This window comes from Streptococcus sp. SS-4456 (assembly GCF_036680365.1).
In the GTDB taxonomy this organism is placed as follows: domain Bacteria; phylum Bacillota; class Bacilli; order Lactobacillales; family Streptococcaceae; genus Streptococcus.
The window spans coordinates 1-20,337 of record NZ_JAVIHI010000037.1; the positions used below are offsets into that span (position 1 = coordinate 1).

Sequence of the window (20,337 nt, forward strand, 5' to 3'; positions counted from 1 at the left end):
AAATATTAAGAGAGCATGTAAATAGAAAAAGGTTCCAGAGTCAACAGGACTTTGGAGCCTTTTTCAATATACCTTGTTATTTGGCGGTTACGATTGACTTTCAGCTACATACTACTAGAATTGGCTATATACAGAAAAAATCCTGGAAAAGCTTCCAAGATTTTCTTCTGTATATGTTGTCTTACTTAGCAAGTTTTGCTTTTGCTGCGTCAGCAAGAGCTGTGAATGCTGCTGCATCGTTCACTGCCAAGTCAGCAAGCATTTTACGGTTTACTTCGATTTCAGCCAATTTCAAACCGTGCATCAATTGTGAGTATGACAAACCGTTCATGCGAGCAGCCGCATTGATACGAGTAATCCACAATTTACGGAAATCGCGTTTTTTCTGACGGCGGTCACGGTATGCATAGTAGTAAGAGTTCATTACTTGTTCTTTCGCAGTGCGGAACAAGAGATGTTTAGCTCCATAGTAACCTTTAGCTAATTTTAAAATACGTTTACGGCGTTTACGAGAAACAACGCCACCTTTAACACGTGCCATTTAATTTTCCTCCAAATAATTCAAAAAAGTAATTGTGCAATACTGATGCGAGATTAGCGCATTTGTGTAAGCATTGACTTGATACGCTTAAAGTCACCAGCATGTACCATACCTGCTTTACGAAGGTGACGACGTTGTTTTTTAGTTTTACCGTGGAAACGGTGTGAAGTATAAGCGCGGAAGCGTTTCAATCCACCAGAACCTGTACGTTTAAAACGTTTAGCTGATGCGCGGTGAGTTTTTTGTTTTGGCATTTTAATTCTCCTTTTAGCGTAAAAAGCTTATTTTTTATCTGAAGCTGGGGCCAATTGCATAAACATTTGACGTCCGTCCATCTTAGCACGTTGTTCGATAATAGCAATATCTTGGGTTGCTTCGGCGAACTCAGCTAATACTTTCGCTCCAACTTCTTTGTGGGTAATCATACGACCCTTGAAACGGATCGAAACCTTAACCTTATTTCCTTTTTCAAGGAATTTACGGGCATGACGAAGTTTTGTGTCAAAGTCCCCTTTATCAATAACTGGGCTTAGACGTACTTCTTTTACAGTGACAACACTTTGTTTCTTGCGTTGTTCTTTCTGCTTTTTCTGATATTCAAATTTGAACTTACCGTAGTCCATAATTTTAGCTACTGGTGGTTTAGCTTGCGGTTGAATCAAGACTAAATCCACGTTTGCGCTATCAGCAATGGCCTGAGCCTCATTGAGCGGTTTGATTCCCAACTGTTCACCCTCAAGACCGATAAGACGAACTTCACGCACTCGAATTTCATCATTGATGAACAAATCTTGCTTTGCTATGGCTTTTCACCTCATTTTATATTTTTCGAGAAAAACGAAACGGACTTGCTAAACAAGTCCGCACTACACCATTATTCTTTCCGAAGAAATCTTAATCCGTAGAGCCAGACAACGTTAGTCGCAAGGCGAGAAGCTCTCACTTCTGCTTTTCTCAATATGACTATTCTAACACGTCATAAACTACTTGTCAAGAATTTCTTTCGCTTTTTCTGAAATAAATTTCACTACACCTTCGATGGATACACCTGTTGTATCAAATGTGATGGCATCGTCAGCAGCTTTCAAAGGTGAAACCTCCCGAGTACTGTCTTTCAGGTCACGAGCTGCAATCTCCTCTTTCAAGATTTCCAAGTCTGTTTCGATGCCACGTTCCGTATTTTCCTTAAAACGACGAAGGGCACGCTCCTCTACTGAGGCAATCAGGAAAATCTTAAGTTCAGCTTGAGGCAAGACGACTGTACCAATGTCACGGCCGTCCATAACAATGCCGCCCGCTTGGGCAATCTCCTGTTGCAGGCGAACCAACTCTTCTCGTACCAAGGGAAGTGCCGCAACTGCCGACACATTGTTAGTTACTTGATTATCCCGAATGGGTAAGGTAACATCTTGCTCACCAACAAATACCTGTTGTTGCCCTTGCGCATCCCTACCAAAACGAATAGGATGTTGAGCAAGTAACGTCACAATACCATCTTGGTCAGTGACATCAATACCATTTTGCAAGGCCAAATAAGTCGCAGAACGGTACATGGCTCCTGTATCTAAGTAAGTATAGCCAAAATCTTTAGCGATAATCTTGGCAACGGTTGACTTGCCACTCGATGCAGGACCGTCAATAGCAATTTGAATGGATTTCATAATACCTCTTATCTAATGCGGACAATATCACCTGGGTGAGCCAACCAAGAACCTGTCGCCATTTTTTCAGGATTTAAACGCTCTAACTCAGCAATGGAAATACCACCACGTGCCGCCAATGCTCCAACTCCCTCCCCAGCTTGAACTGTTAGGGTAGAACCATCTGCAGCTTCTGTCAAGCTTGAGCTAGTTTCCGTAGTTTCAGCTGTATCTGTAACTTCCGTTTCCTCTGTTTCTGTGACTTCTGTTTCAGTCGTCGTTTCCGTAGGGACAGTTGAACTTTCTGCTACCACAGCAGCATTGCTTGGATTGTAAAACTCTTTCGTCGAATCCGTCTTACTGCCACCAACAGATAGATAGAAGGCAATTGCCCCTATAATGATGACAATGATAAAGAAAATAATAGCCAGTACGGTAAATACTTTCGTACTTGCCAATCCTTTACCCAAGCGGTCTTTACGACTTGCTGTAGCTGTTTGATACACTTCTTCATTCCATGGCTCTTGTGACATTCTCGGGACAACTCCTTGTTTTTTTCTAAAAATATGATTAAAATAATAGTATGAAAATAAAACTTATTCCTGAACGGTGCATTGCCTGTGGGCTATGCCAAACCTATTCACCTGTGTTTGATTATGATGACGACGGTATTGTGATTTTTTCAGATAGAAAGAACCTAGAGAGAGATAGCGACCTAACTCCCGACATACTCGGAGCCATCAAATCCTGCCCTACCAAAGCCATTTCAATTGATTGATTTGGCTTTTTTTGCATAATAAATTTCGAAGTAATCTTGCTTCAACAAATGGTCAGACAAAACCACTTCCCCAGAAAATGCGGGATGCAGGGCTAAATGATTAACAAAAAACTTTTTAGGCCATTTCCGCATATGATAGACCTTTCCTTCAGGAAATTCATTGGAAAAGATGCGGACAGCAATATAGGAAACTTCCACTTTGGTTATCTGAGCAATTTCTATATCTTGTATGGCAAATAAATTAGCCGATACAATGCGCAATTGGCTTTCTTTTATTTCAAAATACCTGTGTAATCCTAAGATTACTAGGAGTAAAAAAAGAAATATTAGTAAAAGAAATATTCCTGACACGCGTAGTTTTTCCAGCAACAGGGTCATGCTCATGAAAAGTGGAATGAAGGTAAGTGACCAGTAGATAATGCCCCAGGAAAGTTCTGGTTGCCAATGGTAACGGATTTTACCAAAAATTTTGATCATATCGGACCTCCATCTATTATTCTAGCACAAAACAAGAGATTTTCCTATGAAAATCTCTTGTTTTTGAAATTTTTTATTACATTTACATGACAAACTTTGTCGAAGTGTAAAACAATTGAAATGATTTTGAAACAAAACAAAAGTCGTACTGTAACTAATAACCAGCTTACTTCTTAGTTTCAATAGCTATATATTGAATAAGATCTTTCAGTTTGAGTTCTAATTTGGCTTGCTTTAATGTCATACGGTACTGATTAACTATTAGTAAAAAAATAATAGCTAAAAACACGAAATTCGCAGGGGATTCGATCCCAATCCAATCTGATAATTGACCAATGGCTTGGGGTACGAGTGCAAAAATAACTAGAATACCTGAAAAAAAGAACCAAAAGATACTATCTTCTATTTGAATATTGGATTTTCGAATATTCAATAGAATAACTGCCGAAGTCAAAACGGCTGTCACAATAAGTAATAATTGAAATTGAAGAGCCATTATTTCCTCCTAAAATTTTGTATCAACAAAATTGATGTGAACATATGAATCATATACTTAATTGAACGAGATAAAGTTAAATAGGATTGACCCGCCTGTCTTTCAAGCATTTTTACTTGGACTTCTTTTATCTTATAGCCTTGGCGAATCAGAAAAGAAATGGTATCAGGTTCCGGAGTATAGTTAACATTTAATGCAAAGTCCTTAATCAACTCTTGATTAAACATTCGCATTCCAGATGTTGGATCGGTAATCGTTTGACCTGTTGTTAATTTTATTGACCAACTGATAAGACGATTACCTAACATACGTAAAGAATTATTTTTAGGTTCAGATACGAACCGCGAACCAATGACACAATCTTGACCTTTTTGAATTTCGGCTACTAAGTCCCCAACATATTCTGGAAGGTGTTGACCATCGCCATCAAACTGAACTGCCTGTCTATACCCCATCTTGTAGGCATATTTAAAACCAGTCTGAACGGCACCTGTTAAACCTAGATTCACCGGCAAATCAATAATATTAAATCCATTTCGGTGGCAAATTTCAGAAGTCGTATCTTTAGAACCATCGTTCACAACAACGTAATCAAATTCCTGAAAGTTCTTTTCTAGATTTCGCACAACCGCTTCTATTGAACCTTCTTCATTGTAAGCTGGAATAATAATCAGTGTATCTGATTTCTTATTAAACATATTCTCCCCTATCCATTAGACTCTTGACTTTTTTCATAGAAATAAATCAGAATTTTAACCATGAATTCCGGCCAAAATAGTCTATACATTTCCATATCTTCTTTTGTCCTGACATTATCTCTAATTGTGTTTGATGTTTCAGAATCCTGATGAATACGGTGGCACATCAGTTTATCAGAAACATAACCAAAACTTCCGCGATAATGCGAACTAATGTCGTACCATGCATACCAATCTAAATTTGTTCTCATTTTAGTTTCGAACTGAAAACCATTTAGTTTATCCATATCATAGGTCACGGCTGGGCAACAAATAGCATTGCCAAAAGCTAGAATCCTATTTCTCCAAAACATCCAATTTGGAAACCAGGACAGCACATTCAACATTAAAGTTTTAATCTTTAAATTTGTATTCGCTTCTATTTCTCGACCATCACGATACTCAACATAGTCAGAATACACAATTGTATGCTTTAAATCCCGACGGAACTCAGACAAAATTTTCTCAGCATAATTTTCTTTATACAAGTCATCCTGATGTGCAATCGTAACAAAGCGAGTATTGGCAAATGATAGAGCATTATTCCAATCAATACCAATCCCACCACCTTGCTTCACATGATAAGGAATTGAATATTCTTGACACAAGTGTTCAATGTGCTCACTAGGTGTCGAGGTATAAAGAATAATAGTTGATTGTACTGTTTGATTTCTCAAAGAAAGAATACATTCTTCTAAATATGGACTATCACCATAAGCACAAATCACAAAAGTGTGATTATTTTCCATAAATTTCTCTCCATACTACATTATAAATTTAAGTCTCAATAAAACTCAGTATCCACGTTTTACTTTTTGTTTATTTCCATTTTCGCTATCTTCCTATTAACAATATGATAAACCAGCAAACTTGACATGAAATAAACCAACATTGTCAAAGTAAAACTAATAGATGCACCTAAAATAGCAAACTTACTAATAAGCACTTTAGTTATTGCACTAGAAAATATGAACGCCAGTATAGTCGAGAATAGTAGATAATATTGCTTGCGATGAATTGTTAGTACATTATCAATCATTACCGAATAGACATTAAATCCAGCACCAACAAGTAAAATAATAAATGATAATAGATATGGTGACAAGTTTACTCCAAAAATAAGACTTAACATTGGAATTCCGAGTAAGTAGCCTCCAACTAAAACTAATAGATGTAAACCTATTAAAGCACCAAATATCTTTTTAACCTGTCTGCTATAAGCACTAAATTGACCGTTATGCAAAAAGATTGATATTTCTGTTAACATTGGTCTTAAAAGCATTAGTAAAAGATTAAGGACAAATGTTGGCATAAATAAAATATTGAAATCTCGTTGCAAACCTTCTCCAAGATGTCCAACAGTTATAAAACTATCAATAATAATTTTTGGTAAATTAAAAATGTAATTGATGATGAAGCTACTAATAAATAGAGTCAAACATAATTTAAGGATATTCCAACTGCCTTGCCAACTAGAGTTAATTTTGAAACTACTTCTAGAGAAGTTTAATCGATAATATCTAATATCTAAGAAATAGGACAATATTAAATTGGTAAGAAAAAGAGAAATCGTAGCTACTAAAAGATTACCAGTAACTAACAAAACTAGAATAAACACAACAATAGTAGACAAGCTACGGTAGAATAAAACTTTCCCTGCTAGATCCGAACGCTGTTTTTGTTGAAACTCTCCTTGATAGACATCTGAAATGGCATCACACGCTCGATAAAGAACCATGAAAACGATTATCCAATATTTTTCATTAGTAAAGCCTGTCACATTCAAATAAAGCATTAAACTAACTAACATTAGTAATATGCTCATTACTCTAGAAAGAAAGTAGGCACTAAATGAATAGCTCTCATTAACATCTGTAGCTTGAAAGTTTCTAACTCCAAATAAGCCTATCACTAAAAACTGTTGTCCCAGCGTAAAAGCAATACTAAAAGAATCTGCAATACTCGGAGATGTTAATCTTGATACAATTAAAAGTAGCACTATAGAAACAGCTGTCGAACTAATTGTCCCAAGCATATTCCAAAAATATTGATACTTAATACCTACTATTGGTTTAGTTTCTCCTCTCAAGTTATCTCCTTCTCACCTTGTTAAATTTGAGTATAGAACCCAACACTTACTGTAAAGATTACTAAAAATGACAAAAGATATTGAATAGCAATCGTCAATTTACGATCCACTTCCTCACTTGGTTGGATAATCGGTATAAAAGAGTTCAACCAATTTCCCAAAAACAATGGGATTAGACAGATCATAAAATAATAGTATCTTCCTTGCACTCCACCGACAGAAATATTGCCAGGATTATATACACGAGGATCTCCTGTAATTGCATATACCATCAAAAAGGTAATCCCTAACATAAGCAACACTGTATATGTTCCCCATATCTTAGGTACTGTGATGCGTGTACAAAGAATAAGTACAAATAGTACCGATAACACAATTAGTGTTGTAGCTGTAAATAGTAGCCCCGAATCATGACTAATATATTGAAGAGGACGTCGAATAAAGTTTTCTAAGATTGCCTCTGGTGCGCTAAGCATAGTTCTAATAATTGGTAACGGATGCTTCAAAAAGTAACCTAACCCAGGACTCTCTCCCGTCACCGAACCAGAAAAATTAAATATGTTTAAGATCCCTGAATAAATTACAGCAAATAGAATGACTGGAAAGAACGATACTACTCCTAGTATCCTTGCTTTCTTAGAGGCAAAGTATTCTTTTGGTAAGAAGGTTAATAAGGTTCCTAACAGAACAAAAGGAAACTTAGAAAAAACGAATAAAAGCGCTAAACTTTGAAATTTGACAACAAACTTGGAGGTAATTTTTTCTTTTCGAGCCAAAACATTCGTAAGCAAAGCAACCAAAATAAGTGAAGCACCATAATATAAATAATCATAGTGGTAGCCAGAAACCACATAAAGAGCAGATGGTAGTGTCCCCATTAAATAAAGCATTTTTTGGTATACTTTACTAATCTTAATAGAGAGGAACACTAATAGCGCATAGGCTAATACATGGACTATTCTCCCTATGTAGTACGAGATATAAACCTTATTTGAAACCAAACGACCAATATTCCAGCCTATTGCCCCTGGTAAAAAAGAAGGATTATCAAAAGATTTCGGAACACCTGCAATTTTACTCGGTTGATGCTCTACATTATACCAGTAATCATCTCCCCTGAAGTTTGCTTGATTACGAATACCGTCATGTAAAAAGACAGAATCATAATCAGAAATTGTTTCATCACTGTATTCAAATAGAAAACTGTCAGAAATCCCAATTGCATTTTCTAAATGGGATTCTTCATCCAAAGCATATTGAACTGGTCGAATCAAAGCAATAACAATTCCAAAAGACAAAATGAGAAGAAAAGCATTTCGAGCTATTTTTTCAGGATTTTTGAAATCTACTAATAAAAAATAGAGAACAATAGCAATTACAATGTACCAAAAATTCAAATTGATTTTCCACTCAAATAGAATTGGCAAAGTAAGTTGTGCGAAAAAGACTAAGAAAATTCCAATGAAGATATTACGTAATTTCTCCATCACTATTTTTTGTATTTGCATACCACTTCTACCCTTTCTTCTTTTCTAAAGAATGTTGCGAAATATCCTGGTTTAAATCAACACGATTCGCCAGACGAATACCTCGCCATTTTTCAATATGAAAGAGTGGATTAACCAAAAGCCAATACATTCTTCTTTTCCAATTATAATCTTTATCAGAAATAATTTTTACACTATCTTTCAAACTTGCTTTGAATACATTTGTAACAACCGAGAAAATAGAAACCTTATTTGTTATACCACTGTTCAAACGAACATTATATGTTTCATCGAAAATTCGTCGTCTATACTCCGATAGTCGCACATCGTTCGAATGCTCAACAATTGCTTTTGCATTATAAACCTTGATATAGCCTGCATCTAATATGTCCTTCCCGTATTCATAATCTTCTGAATAAGCTACAGGGCGATAACCAATTTTTTCAGTTAGAAATCGACGTGGGGCAGCAGAACACACATCACTGTAAAAAGATTCTTTCGTATATTTTCCTCTTTGGCTCTCATCTAATCTTTGCCAGACAGTCAATGAATCAGATACACCCTGTTCATTAAATACCGCTAGAATATCGTACTTCATCGCTGGAAAACAGTAATGACGTGGTTTTTGATTTCCTAATACGGCCACGATATCCGAGTGCATCGCAAAGGGTCTTACCATTTCCGCTAACCACTGCTCATTATGAGGAACTGCGTCTTGAGTAAGATAGACCATTATTTCACCTTGACTAATCTCAGCAGCCATTTGGCGAGTTTTCCCATGCGAAAATTCTTCCTTTGATAAATGAAGAAGACGGAGATTACCGTATTTTTCAGAAAAATGATTGATAATTGCAACCGAATTATCAGAAGAACCTGAATCTGTTATTAAAACATCCCACTTAAAATCTGTGACTTGACGGTATAAAGCAGATAATGTTTCTTCTAAATGGTCCCGTTCTCCGTTATAAACTGGAATAAACACCGTCGCTTTCAATTGATCAGCCATTCAAAACCTCTCGACGAATAATCATTTCAACTTTTTTATAACTCTCTTCCCAAGATAGCCCCGTATATTTATCGCTCATTTCTTTAGCATGTTCATTGATATCGGAACGCTCAACAGCCTGGCAAAGTTTTTCCGCTAGGGCCACAGGATAGGCTTCTGTATAGAGAATATCATCAATTTCACCAAGTACCATACGATTATTATCTCCATCATTCATGACTGGTACACAACCAGCCACCAAAAGTTCCAATGGTAATAATGAAACATTTGTTAAAGAGAGAACAAGACAAGCTACACTTTCGTGATAAACCTCTGCTAATTGCGCCTTATTTAAAATACCGCGGTCAACAAATTCAAAAGGAATATCATAATTAGACATATCTTGACCAAAGAATTCGATTTCGTATTCCGGATGACGTTCTTTAAAAATCTTTAAAGCCATTACTCCGATTTCAAATCCCCTACGCTCCGTATGGGCACGAGCATAAAAGGCAATTTTCTTCTTTTTAACGATAGGGGATTTTGGCTTATAAATATCAATATCCGCACCAAAATCAAAGTAGTCAGATTGCATCCCATATTGTCCAACTTTACTTACAAGCCATTTTCCTGCGGTAATACCATAAAAACCAAATTTATAGGTTGCTTCAGCCAACATATAACGCGACCCTACACCAAAGAAAACTGGTTCAAAATCTTGAACAAAGTAAAACTTATGTAAACGTTCCCCTTGAAGATTGAAGACTGCATAAGCAGTTTCCCAACTTGTTGCAAATACAAGGTCTTGATTTTTAAAATCCTCTAACTCTTCAACATCAACATCAATACCATAAGAACGCGAAAAAATATCTTGTGCTTCTTTGGCTGATTGAGGAATTGTGTTGTTATGATAGATATAAAATGTTATATGATGTCCTTGACTTTGTAAATATTTTACAAAACGTGAGATAGTCGTATGCCCGCCTCCGCCTGGTCCAACTGGTGGAGATACCCAAGCAATATTTAGAAATTCTTTATCTAACTTTTCTGGTTTGATATATGGATAATTGATATAGTCTGCAGTAGCTAGATCGACAAATTGTGGCATTTGTGGCATAGTATTCATATCAATTTTTGAAGGTACGCTTACTCCAACTTGGATGTTCTGTCCAGTTGAGGTCAACCGTTGATAAACTTTTCGACTAACAGCGCGCAAGCCTTCATTCTTATATGTCCTAAAGACTTTTCCGAAAATGTTCATATTTTCACCTATCTTTTTATAATTTTTTTCAATACACTCTTCATTTCCCTAAGAGGCTTGGTTAATTTCCATGAAAGTGAGTCTTCTATTTTTTTTATTACATTTGTAAGATAGTCAATTTCAGTGGTTTTACTAACAATCTCATTATTCAAAGATTTAATATCCTGATACAACTCCTGTTTCGTAGTATTCAAAATTGAAATTTCTTCTGCCTGCTCAGCTACTATCCGTTCAAAATCTGCTATTCTTTCCTCATCCCAAGCAACATCACCTTCCAATAAAGCTTTCTTAAAGGTGGATGACCAAGTAAATGCGAAAATACGAATAGCCGAAATACTTAGTGGAAACTCACTCAATGGTAATGTTCGAAAAGTTGCATTATTTGAATAACCTGTAAACCCTTGTATCCGTTCTATCATTTCCTCACGAATAGTTTGATATTCTGTAGGATTTGGAAGAGGGTTATCAAGTGGATACTTCTCAGGATGTTCAATATATTCTTTATCAGTCAAACTATGTGGCAAAGTATCTAAACCACCATAACGTGCAGGTTCATATTTTTCTGAATCCTTGATTAGAAGAACCGGTGTTTCAAATGCCAATGATGGCATAAAGCAATGCAACCTCGTCGTTACAACTGCATGGGCTGATTGGTAAAGAGCTAGTATGTACTCCGCCACTTTAAAACGTTCCTCATTTTCCAAAAATGGGTAATGGTATACCGATAATTCGATAACTTCACGTTTAGTTGATTCTCGCATTTTTTTAACGACATCTTTAGGAACATCTACAGCTAAAATGAAGTCTTGTTTCTTAATGTCCGGATCACGTTGCAAAGTTAAAGTGACACATCCAGAAAAATAGGTTTCTAATCCCTGTTGCTTGAAAAACTCTAGCGTTTGTTCATCACGCGCCCCAACAGGACCATTTTTTTTAAGAAATTCTAAACTTTCAGTCGTTTCAAATGCCTCTCTAACCGCATCATCCTTCACACTAACATGTATAGAAGTCAGAAGCGGTTTTAAAAGGTCACTATTCTTAGGTGGCCATCCCTTCGGATCTCTATTATACCAACCATTCATAATTAACTTTGTTGGTTGATTTGGTTCCCACTCCGCCAACTTATCCCTATCAACATACTCATCAATGCGTGGTAGGAAACGTCTAGCGGCGATGCTTTGAACTTCATCACCAATATTCTCTGTTGAATAATTTAATAGCGCGAACTTATATTCCATACTATCTCCTAAATTTCACTCCAAGTGCCTTGAGCATTAAATTGACCACTGCGAGCAACATTTGCTTCCACAATATTTATCTTAGGCGGATTTCCTTCCATTGTGATATCTTCATATCCAAGAAGTTCACGTGTATCACTCCAAAATGAAACATTTACAGAATATTCACCCTTGATAAATTGTGATGCTGGAATTCTGCACTCAGCTAGATATTCACCTTCTTCTTTATTCAGAAGAGCCATATCTGCTATACTTCCTATTCCTGCAACCAAATTATCCCCGTAATCTCTAAAAGAAGTTCCTATAGTAAAGGTTAAAGGCTTATTTACTTTATATTTCACCTCGACCAAAATATCATCCGTTAGATAAAAAGTATCGGTTGCTTTGCTCGAATTTTTGGTTCGAATTGATAAAACATCAATACTATTTTTCCGCTTTTCACCTTTTTCTACAGTTTCTCCTTCAACTTTCTTACTATCGGTTCGGTGCTCTACATTACGTAAGGTATATTTTCCTGCAACCATATTGGGATCGCCAATGATAGAAATTTCTCCCGAATCAATCATCATGGCCTTTGTACAAAAACGTTGCACAGATGCCATATCATGAGTGACCAAAATAACTGTTTTCTTTTGTTTTTTTAGACTGGCAAAATACTCAAAACATTTTCTCTGAAAAGCTTCATCCCCTACAGCCAAGACTTCATCAAGTACCAAGATGTCACCTTCTGCCTTAATAGCAATTGAAAAAGCCAAACGTACCTGCATACCACTCGAATAATTCTTTAGTTTCTGATCCATGAATTCTTCAAGTTCAGCAAACTCTACGATGTCATCATACATAGCGTCAATTTCTGACCGTGTAAAACCAAGAAGGGCTCCGTTCAAATAAATATTCTCTCTCCCTGTTAGCTCCGGATTGAAACCAACTCCTAGTTCTATGAAGGGAACAAGTGTACCATTTACGCTTACTTTTCCTTTTTCAGGAACATAGATTTGTGAAATAATTTTCAATAGTGTAGATTTCCCTGAACCATTTCTACCAACAATTCCAAAAAAATCCCCTTTTTCTACTTCAAAAGATATATCTTTCAGCACCTGCTGCTCTTTATAGCCTTTGATTCCTCTAAAATAGTTTACCAATGTCGTTCTCAAACTTTGAGTTGATTCGGTTGGTAGTTTAAAAGTCTTGCTTACTGACTCAACTTTCAATGCAATTTCTTTGTTTGACATTATAGAATCTCCGCAAATTTCTTAGAATTCTTTTTAAAGATTGTAAATCCAATAATGAATACTACAATAGATATGAGATATGGAATAGCTACCATCCATTTATTGTCATAAATATCCCATGAAATTGTCGCCCCATCAAAGACAATGTGATGTCGAAGATCTTGTACAACTTGAGCAATAGGATTCATCATCATAATCTTGGCTACCCCAGTATGCCCTCTTTGTATGATATAGGTGATGGAGTAAATAATTGGTGTCGAGTACATCCCAGCTTGCAAGACTACTTCCCAAATCGGTCCCATATCACGATATTTTACAAAAAAGCTAGACAAAATGAATGCCAGTCCAGTTGCCAAAGTAATTAACTCTACAAATGCTGGCAATAACATCAACACACCAAAATCAAGCTGTACACCATTGATAATGGCGAAAAGCATAACTACTGCAATATTTATTCCATAGTTGATTGCCGCACCAATAATTGATGAAATAACTATAATTTCTTTAGGAAAGCTAATTTTACGCAATAAGTCACCGCGCGCTGCAATGGAAAGCATCCCCATATTTGTAGCTTCTGTAAAAAAGTTCCAAGTCACCATTCCAAGTAATAAACTGACAGCATAATGGGGTGTTCCATCATCAAATTTTAAAAACCGCACAAAAACCAAATACATGATTGTAAACATCATAAATGGTTTTAAAATTGACCAGAGGTGTCCAATGATAGACCCTTGGTAGCGTAATTTAAAATCAGTTTTAACCATCTCTCTTAAGAGAATTTGGTTTTCTTTATTTAATAAATTCATAACTATTCCTTATAAGCAAATTTTGTCACAATTAGTGTTGTAAACACGAAGGTGTGAAAAGCCTTATTTTTTCTCAAGCCATACTTCTTCAAAGTCTGATAGCGTTCTAGCATAGGTTTATCCATGATGGTCACAAAAGCTTGGACTAACTCTCTATCGGCTGGTGATAAGGGCTTATCAAGCAAAAAGCTGGCTTGATTTTGACTATTTTTAATCAAGGCCCAATAAACCTTAAATAAGATATGGGGACGAATCCATTTTTTAAAGCGTTTAGAAAGGGTTCTGGCTCCCAAAACATTATCTGCATGCTGGCGATAGAGTTCTCCAGGCTTGTCAATAAAAACCAGTTTACCCAAAGCCGAAGCCAATAAGGCTAGGTACCAGTCATGCATCAAAATGTCTTCTGTTTCAGACCACAGCTCTGCTAGGGTATGGTTGATCATGGCAACACCACCAGTCACCGTATTCTCGGTCAATTCTTGCACCAACTCAGTATTGGCGTGGTGGGACTGGGAACGGATCATACTCTCGGTCATGACTTGCAAGTCTTGGTTGACGACGGTCAAATCCATATAGACCATGAGAGGCTGGTCAGTCGGATATAATCGAGCTTCCTGCAAACTTACTTCCAGCTTGTCAGGCAACCAGACATCATCCTGATCACTGAAAAAATAATAATCAGCCTTCTCATACTGAACCAGGCGATGAAAACTTTTTATCACTCCAAGATTGTTTTGTTCCTCAACATCTATCAGGCGGATACGACTGTCCTGTCTTGCAAAATCTTGAAGCAGGTCTTTCGTTTGGTCACTGGAACCATCATCTCGTATCAATAATGTCCAATCCGAAAAAGTCTGTTCTTGGATAGAGCGAATTTGCTCAGCCAAGAACTGTTGACCATTGTAGGTTGACATCAGTATGTTTACTTTCATTGTAAAAATAATTCCTCGTATTCTTGGACTATCTTTTCCCAAGTATAAGCAGTACTCATGTGTTCTTTGGCAATCTGTCCAAGTTTCTCTGCTTCTACTTGTGCATCAATCCTGTCAATCAGTTCAGACAGATTACCCTGTTCCTTAGACCAATAGCGGGCCCCATTCAAGGCTACTTTTTGATTAAAATCAACCCCTAGAACTAAATTTTCATTGGTTTGGGCCAGAGCTTCGAGTAGGCTGGGATTGGTGCCACCCACTTCATGGCCATGGATATAGGCCCGGCATTGATTGCGCAGATACTTAAGTAGATTAGTGTCATATACTGTTCCGACAAATTTAATCCGTTTATCCCGTGAAAAATCTGTTTCCTCTTCAAGCTTTTGGAAATAAGCAGAACCCTCATGATTGGCAACGATGACCAAATCACGCTCGGTCGAACTAGCCATGAATTCCATGATAGCTGTCAGATAATTATTTTCAGGAACAAAACGCCCGATAATCAAATAATAGCCCTTTTCAATCAAGTTCCATTGTCCAAAAAAATCTAAAACAGCTTGGCTATCTGACTGATAATCTGTCGGACTTAAATCCGTTCCGTAAGCAATAAATCGAGTATGGGTTCCTGGATAAGCTTCCTGGATATAATTTTCAATGCCTTCGTTATCGGCAATCAGCAAATCTGCATGTTTTGTCATGATTTTTTCAGCATACTTTAGGTAAGCTTGGACAGGTTTGGACCACTTGCTACGTTTCCATTCTAGACCGTCAGGATTGACAAATAAAGTCCCGCCCACAGAGTGAATCTTCTTAGCAAAGGGACCAATAAAGCCACCTATGGTATTTCCCAAAATATAGAAAATAGGAGCTTCCATATTTTGAGCTTTCACCAGTTCTAGCGCATAGGAAATGGCCATCATGTCATAGGCAATGACGCGAGCCGGGCCTAGTTTGGGAGGATTGATCGTGAAGCAATCGGCTCCCTTGTATTCTGAATGCTGATGGTGACTGCTGTCAGATAGACAGGCCACATGGTAGCGGATATTGGGGCTTACTTGGTTGGAAACCAGTTGCTCGACAAAGGTTTCAAAACCTCCGTACTGGGCAGGTAAACCACGGCTACCGATGATAAAAATGTGTTTCATATATCCTCTCCATCAAATTGCAGTTCTTTTCATTATACCATTATTTCATTTTTTTTCCTATAGACAACCTGACTTGGTGTGAGTTCTTCCTCAAACAAGTCATTGAGAAATTTTGAGTTAATGAGAAAAATTTGATATAATGTATACTGGTTTTTACCAAGAAATAACTAACTATTAGAATAATACAAATAAAAATGAAATTACTAAAGAAGCTTATATCTATTTCCTTGACACTTTGCCTGTGCATTCTATTCATTAACTATACCAATATCATCCAAAAAGAATTAGGTGTTTCCAAAAATAGTGGTAAGGTTCGTATTGAAGCAAATGAAACTCAGCAATACATTGATAGTATTCAATTGAACGGAAAATACATTTCTAGCGAATCCGTCGTTAAAAACGAATGGTATATTGTCACACAAAATGTAGTCGATACTTTTTATATATCGCAAACCAAGGATAATGTTATGGAGTTCGATTTATCAATTCCTGTAAAATCCATTAGCTTTGAATACAGGGTAGGTGAGAAGGATAAATATATTCGCATTTATGTAGATAATGAATTAGTCCGAACAATAAATACTTCCAAAGGTGATAAACATAAAAACTTGGTTTTCATTTCCCTACCTACCAAAATACAGTTTAGTAACCAAAATTTCCTCTGGTACTTACATCTGGTAATTCTGGCATGTGGACTATTCCTATTTATTACAAGGAATAGTCTGTGGAAAATTAGAAAATGGAAACTTTTATCTCTAATCCTCTTATTAGCAATTCAATATTTCATTATTGAATTCATTTATCCACTATTCTATCGGAATGAGCTCGTTTTGTTCAACTCTAGTTTTAATCAAAGCGAACTACAATCGCTACTGTTTTCACTCACCACTCTCATTTTCGCTAGTTTTCTAGGTTATCAGCAAGTTCACTTTACGCTTATCCGTTTTTCTAAGTTTATTACCAACATCCTGTCATTTACCTCACTCCCGCTACTTTCTCTATTTCTTATCGAAAATAGCTACAGTCAATTTTCCACACTTTCACAAGAAAATATCGTCTATAATGCATTGATTATTGGACTATTCTATATTTTATTATCGTTCATATTTAATTTGCGACTTGCTAGTATACTCATCCTTGTGAGTTCTATCTTGTTGGGAATTAGCAATCAAATGATGATTGAAAGTCGCGGAACCCCACTACTCTTTTATAATATTTTCCAATTAGAAGACGGCTTAAATATTGCATCTAGCGTAGCTATTACCTTTAATAATCGGATGCTACAAAGCATAGTATTCTGTTTTATCCTAATTACCTACTACAGCTGCCTGCCAAAATCCAATATACAAACACTTGTTCCATTCCCTAACACAAAAAAAGTCTATCACATGAGATGGACAAAGCGTTGCATTCATTTGTTGATAGGATACTTAGCCATTTTCACACTCATACCATTTATCAATCGAACAGTAGTCAATAAAGTTAGCATTGATTTAAATTATTGGAAAATGTATGTCACATACGGTGAATACGGTTTACCACTCTCGCTCGCTTCTTTCTACGAAGATAGTAAAATATCAAAACCAAAAGGTTATGCCACTTCAACACTAGGTAGCATTTTTAAAAAATATCCGACTGAAATTGTAAATCAAGAAGCCCAACCAAATATTATTTTCATCCAAAATGAATCACAAGCCGATTTTTCTAAGCTAAAGGGCATTAACCTACAGCCTAATCCATTAGCAAACCAACATGCTCTGAAGGACAATGCTATCCATGGTACTTTAAATGTATCTGTTTATGGAGGAGGTACTGCAAATACTGAATACGAGGTTCTAACAAGCAATCCCATTAGTTTGTTGTCATCCAATCTATTTCCATATCAACAGATTATCAATCAAGAACGCCCTTCTTTTGCAACCTATCTTCAAAATCAACAATATGATACTGTGGCTATGCACCCTCAATCCGGGAATAACTATAATCGTAAAACCGTATATCCACTTCTAGGTTTCAACAAGTCCTACTTCCTAGATTCAGAACCTGGTATAGACACTCTTTCAACTTTAACAACTGAAAGAAATTGGCCATCTGATCAATTTTTATTTAATAGCTTGAAAAAACTTTATTCTCAAAAAGGAAGTAACCCTCTCTTTAGCTTCGTTGTAACAATGCAAGGACACGGTGGTTATTTAACTAACGAAAGCTCTTACACTAGGGAAGTTAGTATCAATGGTTCTACATCAGATTATTTAGCTGAAACCGAATTCCTAACAAGCATGAAACATACCGACGAAGCTTTCGCGGACCTCATTTCTTTTTTCAGTACATATAAAGAACCAACTGTCATTATTATGTATGGTGATCATCAGCCAACTTTAAGTCAAGAGTTCTACACTCAATTTATGGATACAAATAGTCCATCCGCCAAATATACAACTCCATTTGTTATTTGGGCAAACTTCGATATCCCTAAAAAGGAAAATACAACTATCAGTCCTAACTATTTAGTCCCTTATTTAATGTCCATACTAGCTGAATCTAAGTATCCATTACCTCGGACAGGCTACCACCAGTTTTTGGATGAAGCACAAAAGTCAATACCTATCCTAACAAGCTGGGGTAATCTAGACACCACTGGAAAAACTATTGATAATATTGAGGAATTACCTATTTACCAAATCTACCTCCAATTAGAATATAATAATGCTATTGATAAACAGATAAAACTAGAATTTTTTGAATAACAGAAAGAACTCTTGCTACCTCGTAGCAAGAGTTCTTTCTATAATAAAAACTAAGAATCCAATTTATTTAGTGCATAGCGTTCAATAACTGATTTTATTTTGTCACTATACTGTGGATCAGTAGCATATCCAGACTTTTGTAGAGCATTTGCTGCATCTACATAATTAGTCGCTGTTCGAAATTCCTGATAATTTTTTGTTCTCCACGGAGTTGACGTGAAGAAATTACCATAATCCGTCACACTATCAGCTACTGATTTATAGGATTTAAAACTTGCTTTTTCGGTTACAGAAGTACCATTTCGTACTTCTCGTGTTTCAACCTCAAAAATTTCGCCTTGCCAGTTTTGTCCAACCTTTATTCCAAATAAATTATTGGCTTCTTTTGCTAGTTTCGAGGTTCCCCAAGCACTTTCTAAAATAGCTTGCGCTAAAATAATACTTGGTACAATACCTGTCTTCTTAGATACTGAAACAACAGCTGGTTTCAACGCTTCTACGAACGACTTCTGAACATCATTCATTTGAGCCGCAATAGCTTTGGTAGAAACCAGTCGGCTCGTTTCTTCATTAGAATTTGCCTTTTGGAATGATTGTTCAGAGTTAATTACTTTCCCCCAACAGAACCATACCAATCCATAATTCCTTGCGTCAAAGCCTTAGCAAGTTTAACATGGTACTTATCTTCCTTAATGACAGCCAGTTCAGATGGATTATCCATAAAGCCGAGTTCAACTAAAATAGCAGGTATAGCAGTTTCACGCAATACAGCGAAAGTTTCACGTCTGACACCTCTGTCTACTGCTCCAGTTTCCTTAATAAGACTTGATTGAACTCTATTCGCTAAAATTTCACTCTCCGCAAGTCGAGTAGAATCATTATGTTTTTCCTGGTTAATTTTTGGTTGGTACTCAGGATCATACTGATACCAGTAGGTCTCAATTCCTTTTACTGTCGATTGTACACCAATACCCGTCGCATTAAAGTGGATACTCACAAACAAGTCGGCATTGCTTTCATTGGCCATACGAGAACGTTCCGTTCGGAAATCAACATCTGTATCGCCTGTACGAGTCATCAATACATTTATACCACGTGCTAAAAGGTTATCACGTAATTTATTTGAAACAGACATAGCTAAATTCTTCTCATGGATTCCCCCATAAGAAGCACCTGAATCCCTACCACCATGACCTGGGTCAATATAAACTGTATAGGAACGTGTTGATGGAACATCTACTATCGTAGAGCCGATTAAATCTTTATTATTTGCATATCGATAATACACTTCTATGTGGTACGTACCTATATCGTTTCTATGTAGTCCTTTGGCTACCTCTACATGGTATGTTCCATCACTTTTACGATTTGCACTATAAGATTTCAAATCATCTTGATTATTCTTTTCTGACCAAACTGCTACCTCTACATCTTTGATAGGCTCCGCACCAACAATATTAGAAACAGATATAGAAAATGTTCCCTTTGTTGCATCAACTAATTCAGCTGAAATTGTCCCCTTAGCTGATGATTGTGGTAGATTAGTGGTCGTTTGAGCAACATAGGTCATACTGCCATCCGTACCGCGATAATACAAGTGAATATGGTACTTACCTGTGCCATACTTATGCTTACTCTTTGGAACAGTAACTTTATAACTTCCGTCTGATTGACGATCTGCAGTATGGTAAATGATGTCATCTTGTCCATTGCTTTCCGTCCAAGTAGGAACCAAGACCTTGCTCA

Annotated in this window: 22 protein-coding genes and 1 other annotated feature; of the genes, 2 read left to right on the plus strand and 20 right to left on the minus strand. The window is 36.6% G+C overall.

Going from position 1 to position 20,337, the window contains the following annotated elements; translation table 11 throughout:
- Positions 1 to 181 precede the first annotated feature (181 nt).
- The 5 genes from rplT to RFK25_RS09245 all read right to left on the minus strand — a co-directional run bounded on the left by rplT (position 182) and on the right by RFK25_RS09245 (position 2,714).
- Positions 182 to 541 carry a 50S ribosomal protein L20 gene (gene rplT, locus RFK25_RS09225; RefSeq protein WP_012028296.1) on the minus strand — a complete coding sequence of 120 codons (360 nt, stop codon included), beginning with the start codon at positions 539 to 541 and terminating at the stop codon, positions 182 to 184.
- A 53-nt stretch (positions 542 to 594) separates the two neighbouring features.
- Positions 595 to 795, minus strand: coding sequence for a 50S ribosomal protein L35 (gene rpmI, locus RFK25_RS09230; protein ID WP_024375714.1), 201 nt, complete (start codon positions 793 to 795; stop codon positions 595 to 597).
- A 27-nt stretch (positions 796 to 822) separates the two neighbouring features.
- Positions 823 to 1,329: a translation initiation factor IF-3 gene (gene infC / locus RFK25_RS09235; protein WP_105118085.1), complete on the minus strand. Its 507-nt coding sequence runs from the start codon at positions 1,327 to 1,329 to the stop codon at positions 823 to 825.
- 40 nt (positions 1,330 to 1,369) lie between these two features.
- Positions 1,370 to 1,498, minus strand: a sequence feature (ribosomal protein L20 leader region).
- A 26-nt stretch (positions 1,499 to 1,524) separates the two neighbouring features.
- The gene (gene cmk, locus RFK25_RS09240; RefSeq protein WP_105125292.1) at positions 1,525 to 2,202 is read right to left on the minus strand and encodes a (d)CMP kinase; all 678 of its coding nucleotides are present in this window, start codon (positions 2,200 to 2,202) and stop codon (positions 1,525 to 1,527) included.
- Between the two features lie 8 nt (positions 2,203 to 2,210).
- Positions 2,211 to 2,714: an SAG1386/EF1546 family surface-associated protein gene (locus RFK25_RS09245; protein ID WP_332413119.1), complete on the minus strand. Its 504-nt coding sequence runs from the start codon at positions 2,712 to 2,714 to the stop codon at positions 2,211 to 2,213.
- Between the two features lie 50 nt (positions 2,715 to 2,764).
- Here RFK25_RS09245 and RFK25_RS09250 point away from each other — a divergent pair, with 50 nt between their 5' ends.
- Positions 2,765 to 2,959, plus strand: a complete 195-nt coding sequence (locus tag RFK25_RS09250; protein WP_332413120.1) for a ferredoxin — start codon at positions 2,765 to 2,767, stop codon at positions 2,957 to 2,959.
- Here the strand turns inward: RFK25_RS09250 and RFK25_RS09255 are convergent.
- The 13 genes from RFK25_RS09255 to cps2T all read right to left on the minus strand — a co-directional run bounded on the left by RFK25_RS09255 (position 2,948) and on the right by cps2T (position 15,844).
- Complete coding sequence (locus tag RFK25_RS09255; RefSeq protein ID WP_172091680.1) at positions 2,948 to 3,436, minus strand: EbsA family protein; 489 nt, start codon at positions 3,434 to 3,436, stop codon at positions 2,948 to 2,950. The genes RFK25_RS09250 and RFK25_RS09255 overlap by 12 nt on opposite strands.
- Before the next feature lie 166 nt (positions 3,437 to 3,602).
- On the minus strand, positions 3,603 to 3,932 hold the full coding sequence (locus tag RFK25_RS09260; RefSeq protein ID WP_248049572.1) for a DUF2304 domain-containing protein: 330 nt from the start codon (positions 3,930 to 3,932) through the stop codon (positions 3,603 to 3,605).
- Positions 3,932 to 4,630 carry a glycosyltransferase family 2 protein gene (locus RFK25_RS09265; protein ID WP_248033298.1) on the minus strand — a complete coding sequence of 233 codons (699 nt, stop codon included), beginning with the start codon at positions 4,628 to 4,630 and terminating at the stop codon, positions 3,932 to 3,934. The genes RFK25_RS09260 and RFK25_RS09265 overlap by 1 nt, the downstream gene beginning before the upstream one ends.
- Before the next feature lie 8 nt (positions 4,631 to 4,638).
- Positions 4,639 to 5,418, minus strand: a complete 780-nt coding sequence (locus tag RFK25_RS09270) for a glycosyltransferase family A protein (protein WP_248049570.1) — start codon at positions 5,416 to 5,418, stop codon at positions 4,639 to 4,641.
- Between the two features lie 59 nt (positions 5,419 to 5,477).
- Positions 5,478 to 6,758 carry a lipopolysaccharide biosynthesis protein gene (locus RFK25_RS09275; RefSeq protein WP_332413122.1) on the minus strand — a complete coding sequence of 427 codons (1,281 nt, stop codon included), beginning with the start codon at positions 6,756 to 6,758 and terminating at the stop codon, positions 5,478 to 5,480.
- Positions 6,759 to 6,778: 20 nt separating this feature from the next.
- On the minus strand, positions 6,779 to 8,266 hold the full coding sequence (locus tag RFK25_RS09280; RefSeq protein WP_332413123.1) for a DUF2142 domain-containing protein: 1,488 nt from the start codon (positions 8,264 to 8,266) through the stop codon (positions 6,779 to 6,781).
- 7 nt (positions 8,267 to 8,273) lie between these two features.
- Positions 8,274 to 9,251 carry a glycosyltransferase family A protein gene (locus RFK25_RS09285; protein WP_332413124.1) on the minus strand — a complete coding sequence of 326 codons (978 nt, stop codon included), beginning with the start codon at positions 9,249 to 9,251 and terminating at the stop codon, positions 8,274 to 8,276.
- Positions 9,244 to 10,485 (minus strand): rhamnosyltransferase WsaF family glycosyltransferase, encoded by a 1,242-nt coding sequence (locus RFK25_RS09290; protein ID WP_332413132.1) that lies wholly within the window; start codon positions 10,483 to 10,485, stop codon positions 9,244 to 9,246. The genes RFK25_RS09285 and RFK25_RS09290 overlap by 8 nt, the downstream gene beginning before the upstream one ends.
- A gap of 14 nt (positions 10,486 to 10,499) precedes the next feature.
- Positions 10,500 to 11,729 (minus strand): polysaccharide pyruvyl transferase family protein, encoded by a 1,230-nt coding sequence (locus RFK25_RS09295; protein WP_332413125.1) that lies wholly within the window; start codon positions 11,727 to 11,729, stop codon positions 10,500 to 10,502.
- Positions 11,730 to 11,737: 8 nt separating this feature from the next.
- Positions 11,738 to 12,961, minus strand: coding sequence for an ABC transporter ATP-binding protein (locus RFK25_RS09300; RefSeq protein WP_172029208.1), 1,224 nt, complete (start codon positions 12,959 to 12,961; stop codon positions 11,738 to 11,740).
- Entirely contained in the window at positions 12,961 to 13,767 is an 807-nt protein-coding gene (locus RFK25_RS09305) for an ABC transporter permease (protein ID WP_172029209.1), read from the minus strand. The genes RFK25_RS09300 and RFK25_RS09305 overlap by 1 nt, the downstream gene beginning before the upstream one ends.
- A gap of 2 nt (positions 13,768 to 13,769) precedes the next feature.
- The gene (locus RFK25_RS09310) at positions 13,770 to 14,699 is read right to left on the minus strand and encodes a glycosyltransferase family 2 protein (protein ID WP_332413126.1); all 930 of its coding nucleotides are present in this window, start codon (positions 14,697 to 14,699) and stop codon (positions 13,770 to 13,772) included.
- A complete protein-coding gene (cps2T, locus tag RFK25_RS09315; RefSeq protein ID WP_332413127.1) occupies positions 14,696 to 15,844 on the minus strand; it encodes a beta 1-4 rhamnosyltransferase Cps2T in 1,149 nt (382 codons plus the stop codon). The genes RFK25_RS09310 and cps2T overlap by 4 nt, the downstream gene beginning before the upstream one ends.
- 194 nt (positions 15,845 to 16,038) lie before the next feature.
- Between cps2T and RFK25_RS09320 the strand changes: the two genes are divergently transcribed.
- Complete coding sequence (locus tag RFK25_RS09320) at positions 16,039 to 18,591, plus strand: LTA synthase family protein (protein ID WP_332413129.1); 2,553 nt, start codon at positions 16,039 to 16,041, stop codon at positions 18,589 to 18,591.
- A gap of 50 nt (positions 18,592 to 18,641) precedes the next feature.
- On the opposite strand, the gene RFK25_RS09325 is transcribed toward RFK25_RS09320, so the two are convergent.
- Positions 18,642 to 19,115 carry a glycoside hydrolase family 73 protein gene (locus tag RFK25_RS09325; protein WP_332413130.1) on the minus strand — a complete coding sequence of 158 codons (474 nt, stop codon included), beginning with the start codon at positions 19,113 to 19,115 and terminating at the stop codon, positions 18,642 to 18,644.
- An 83-nt stretch (positions 19,116 to 19,198) separates the two neighbouring features.
- Positions 19,199 to 20,337 (minus strand): N-acetylmuramoyl-L-alanine amidase (locus RFK25_RS09330; RefSeq protein WP_332413131.1); only part of this gene is annotated, 1,139 nt, incomplete at its 5' end.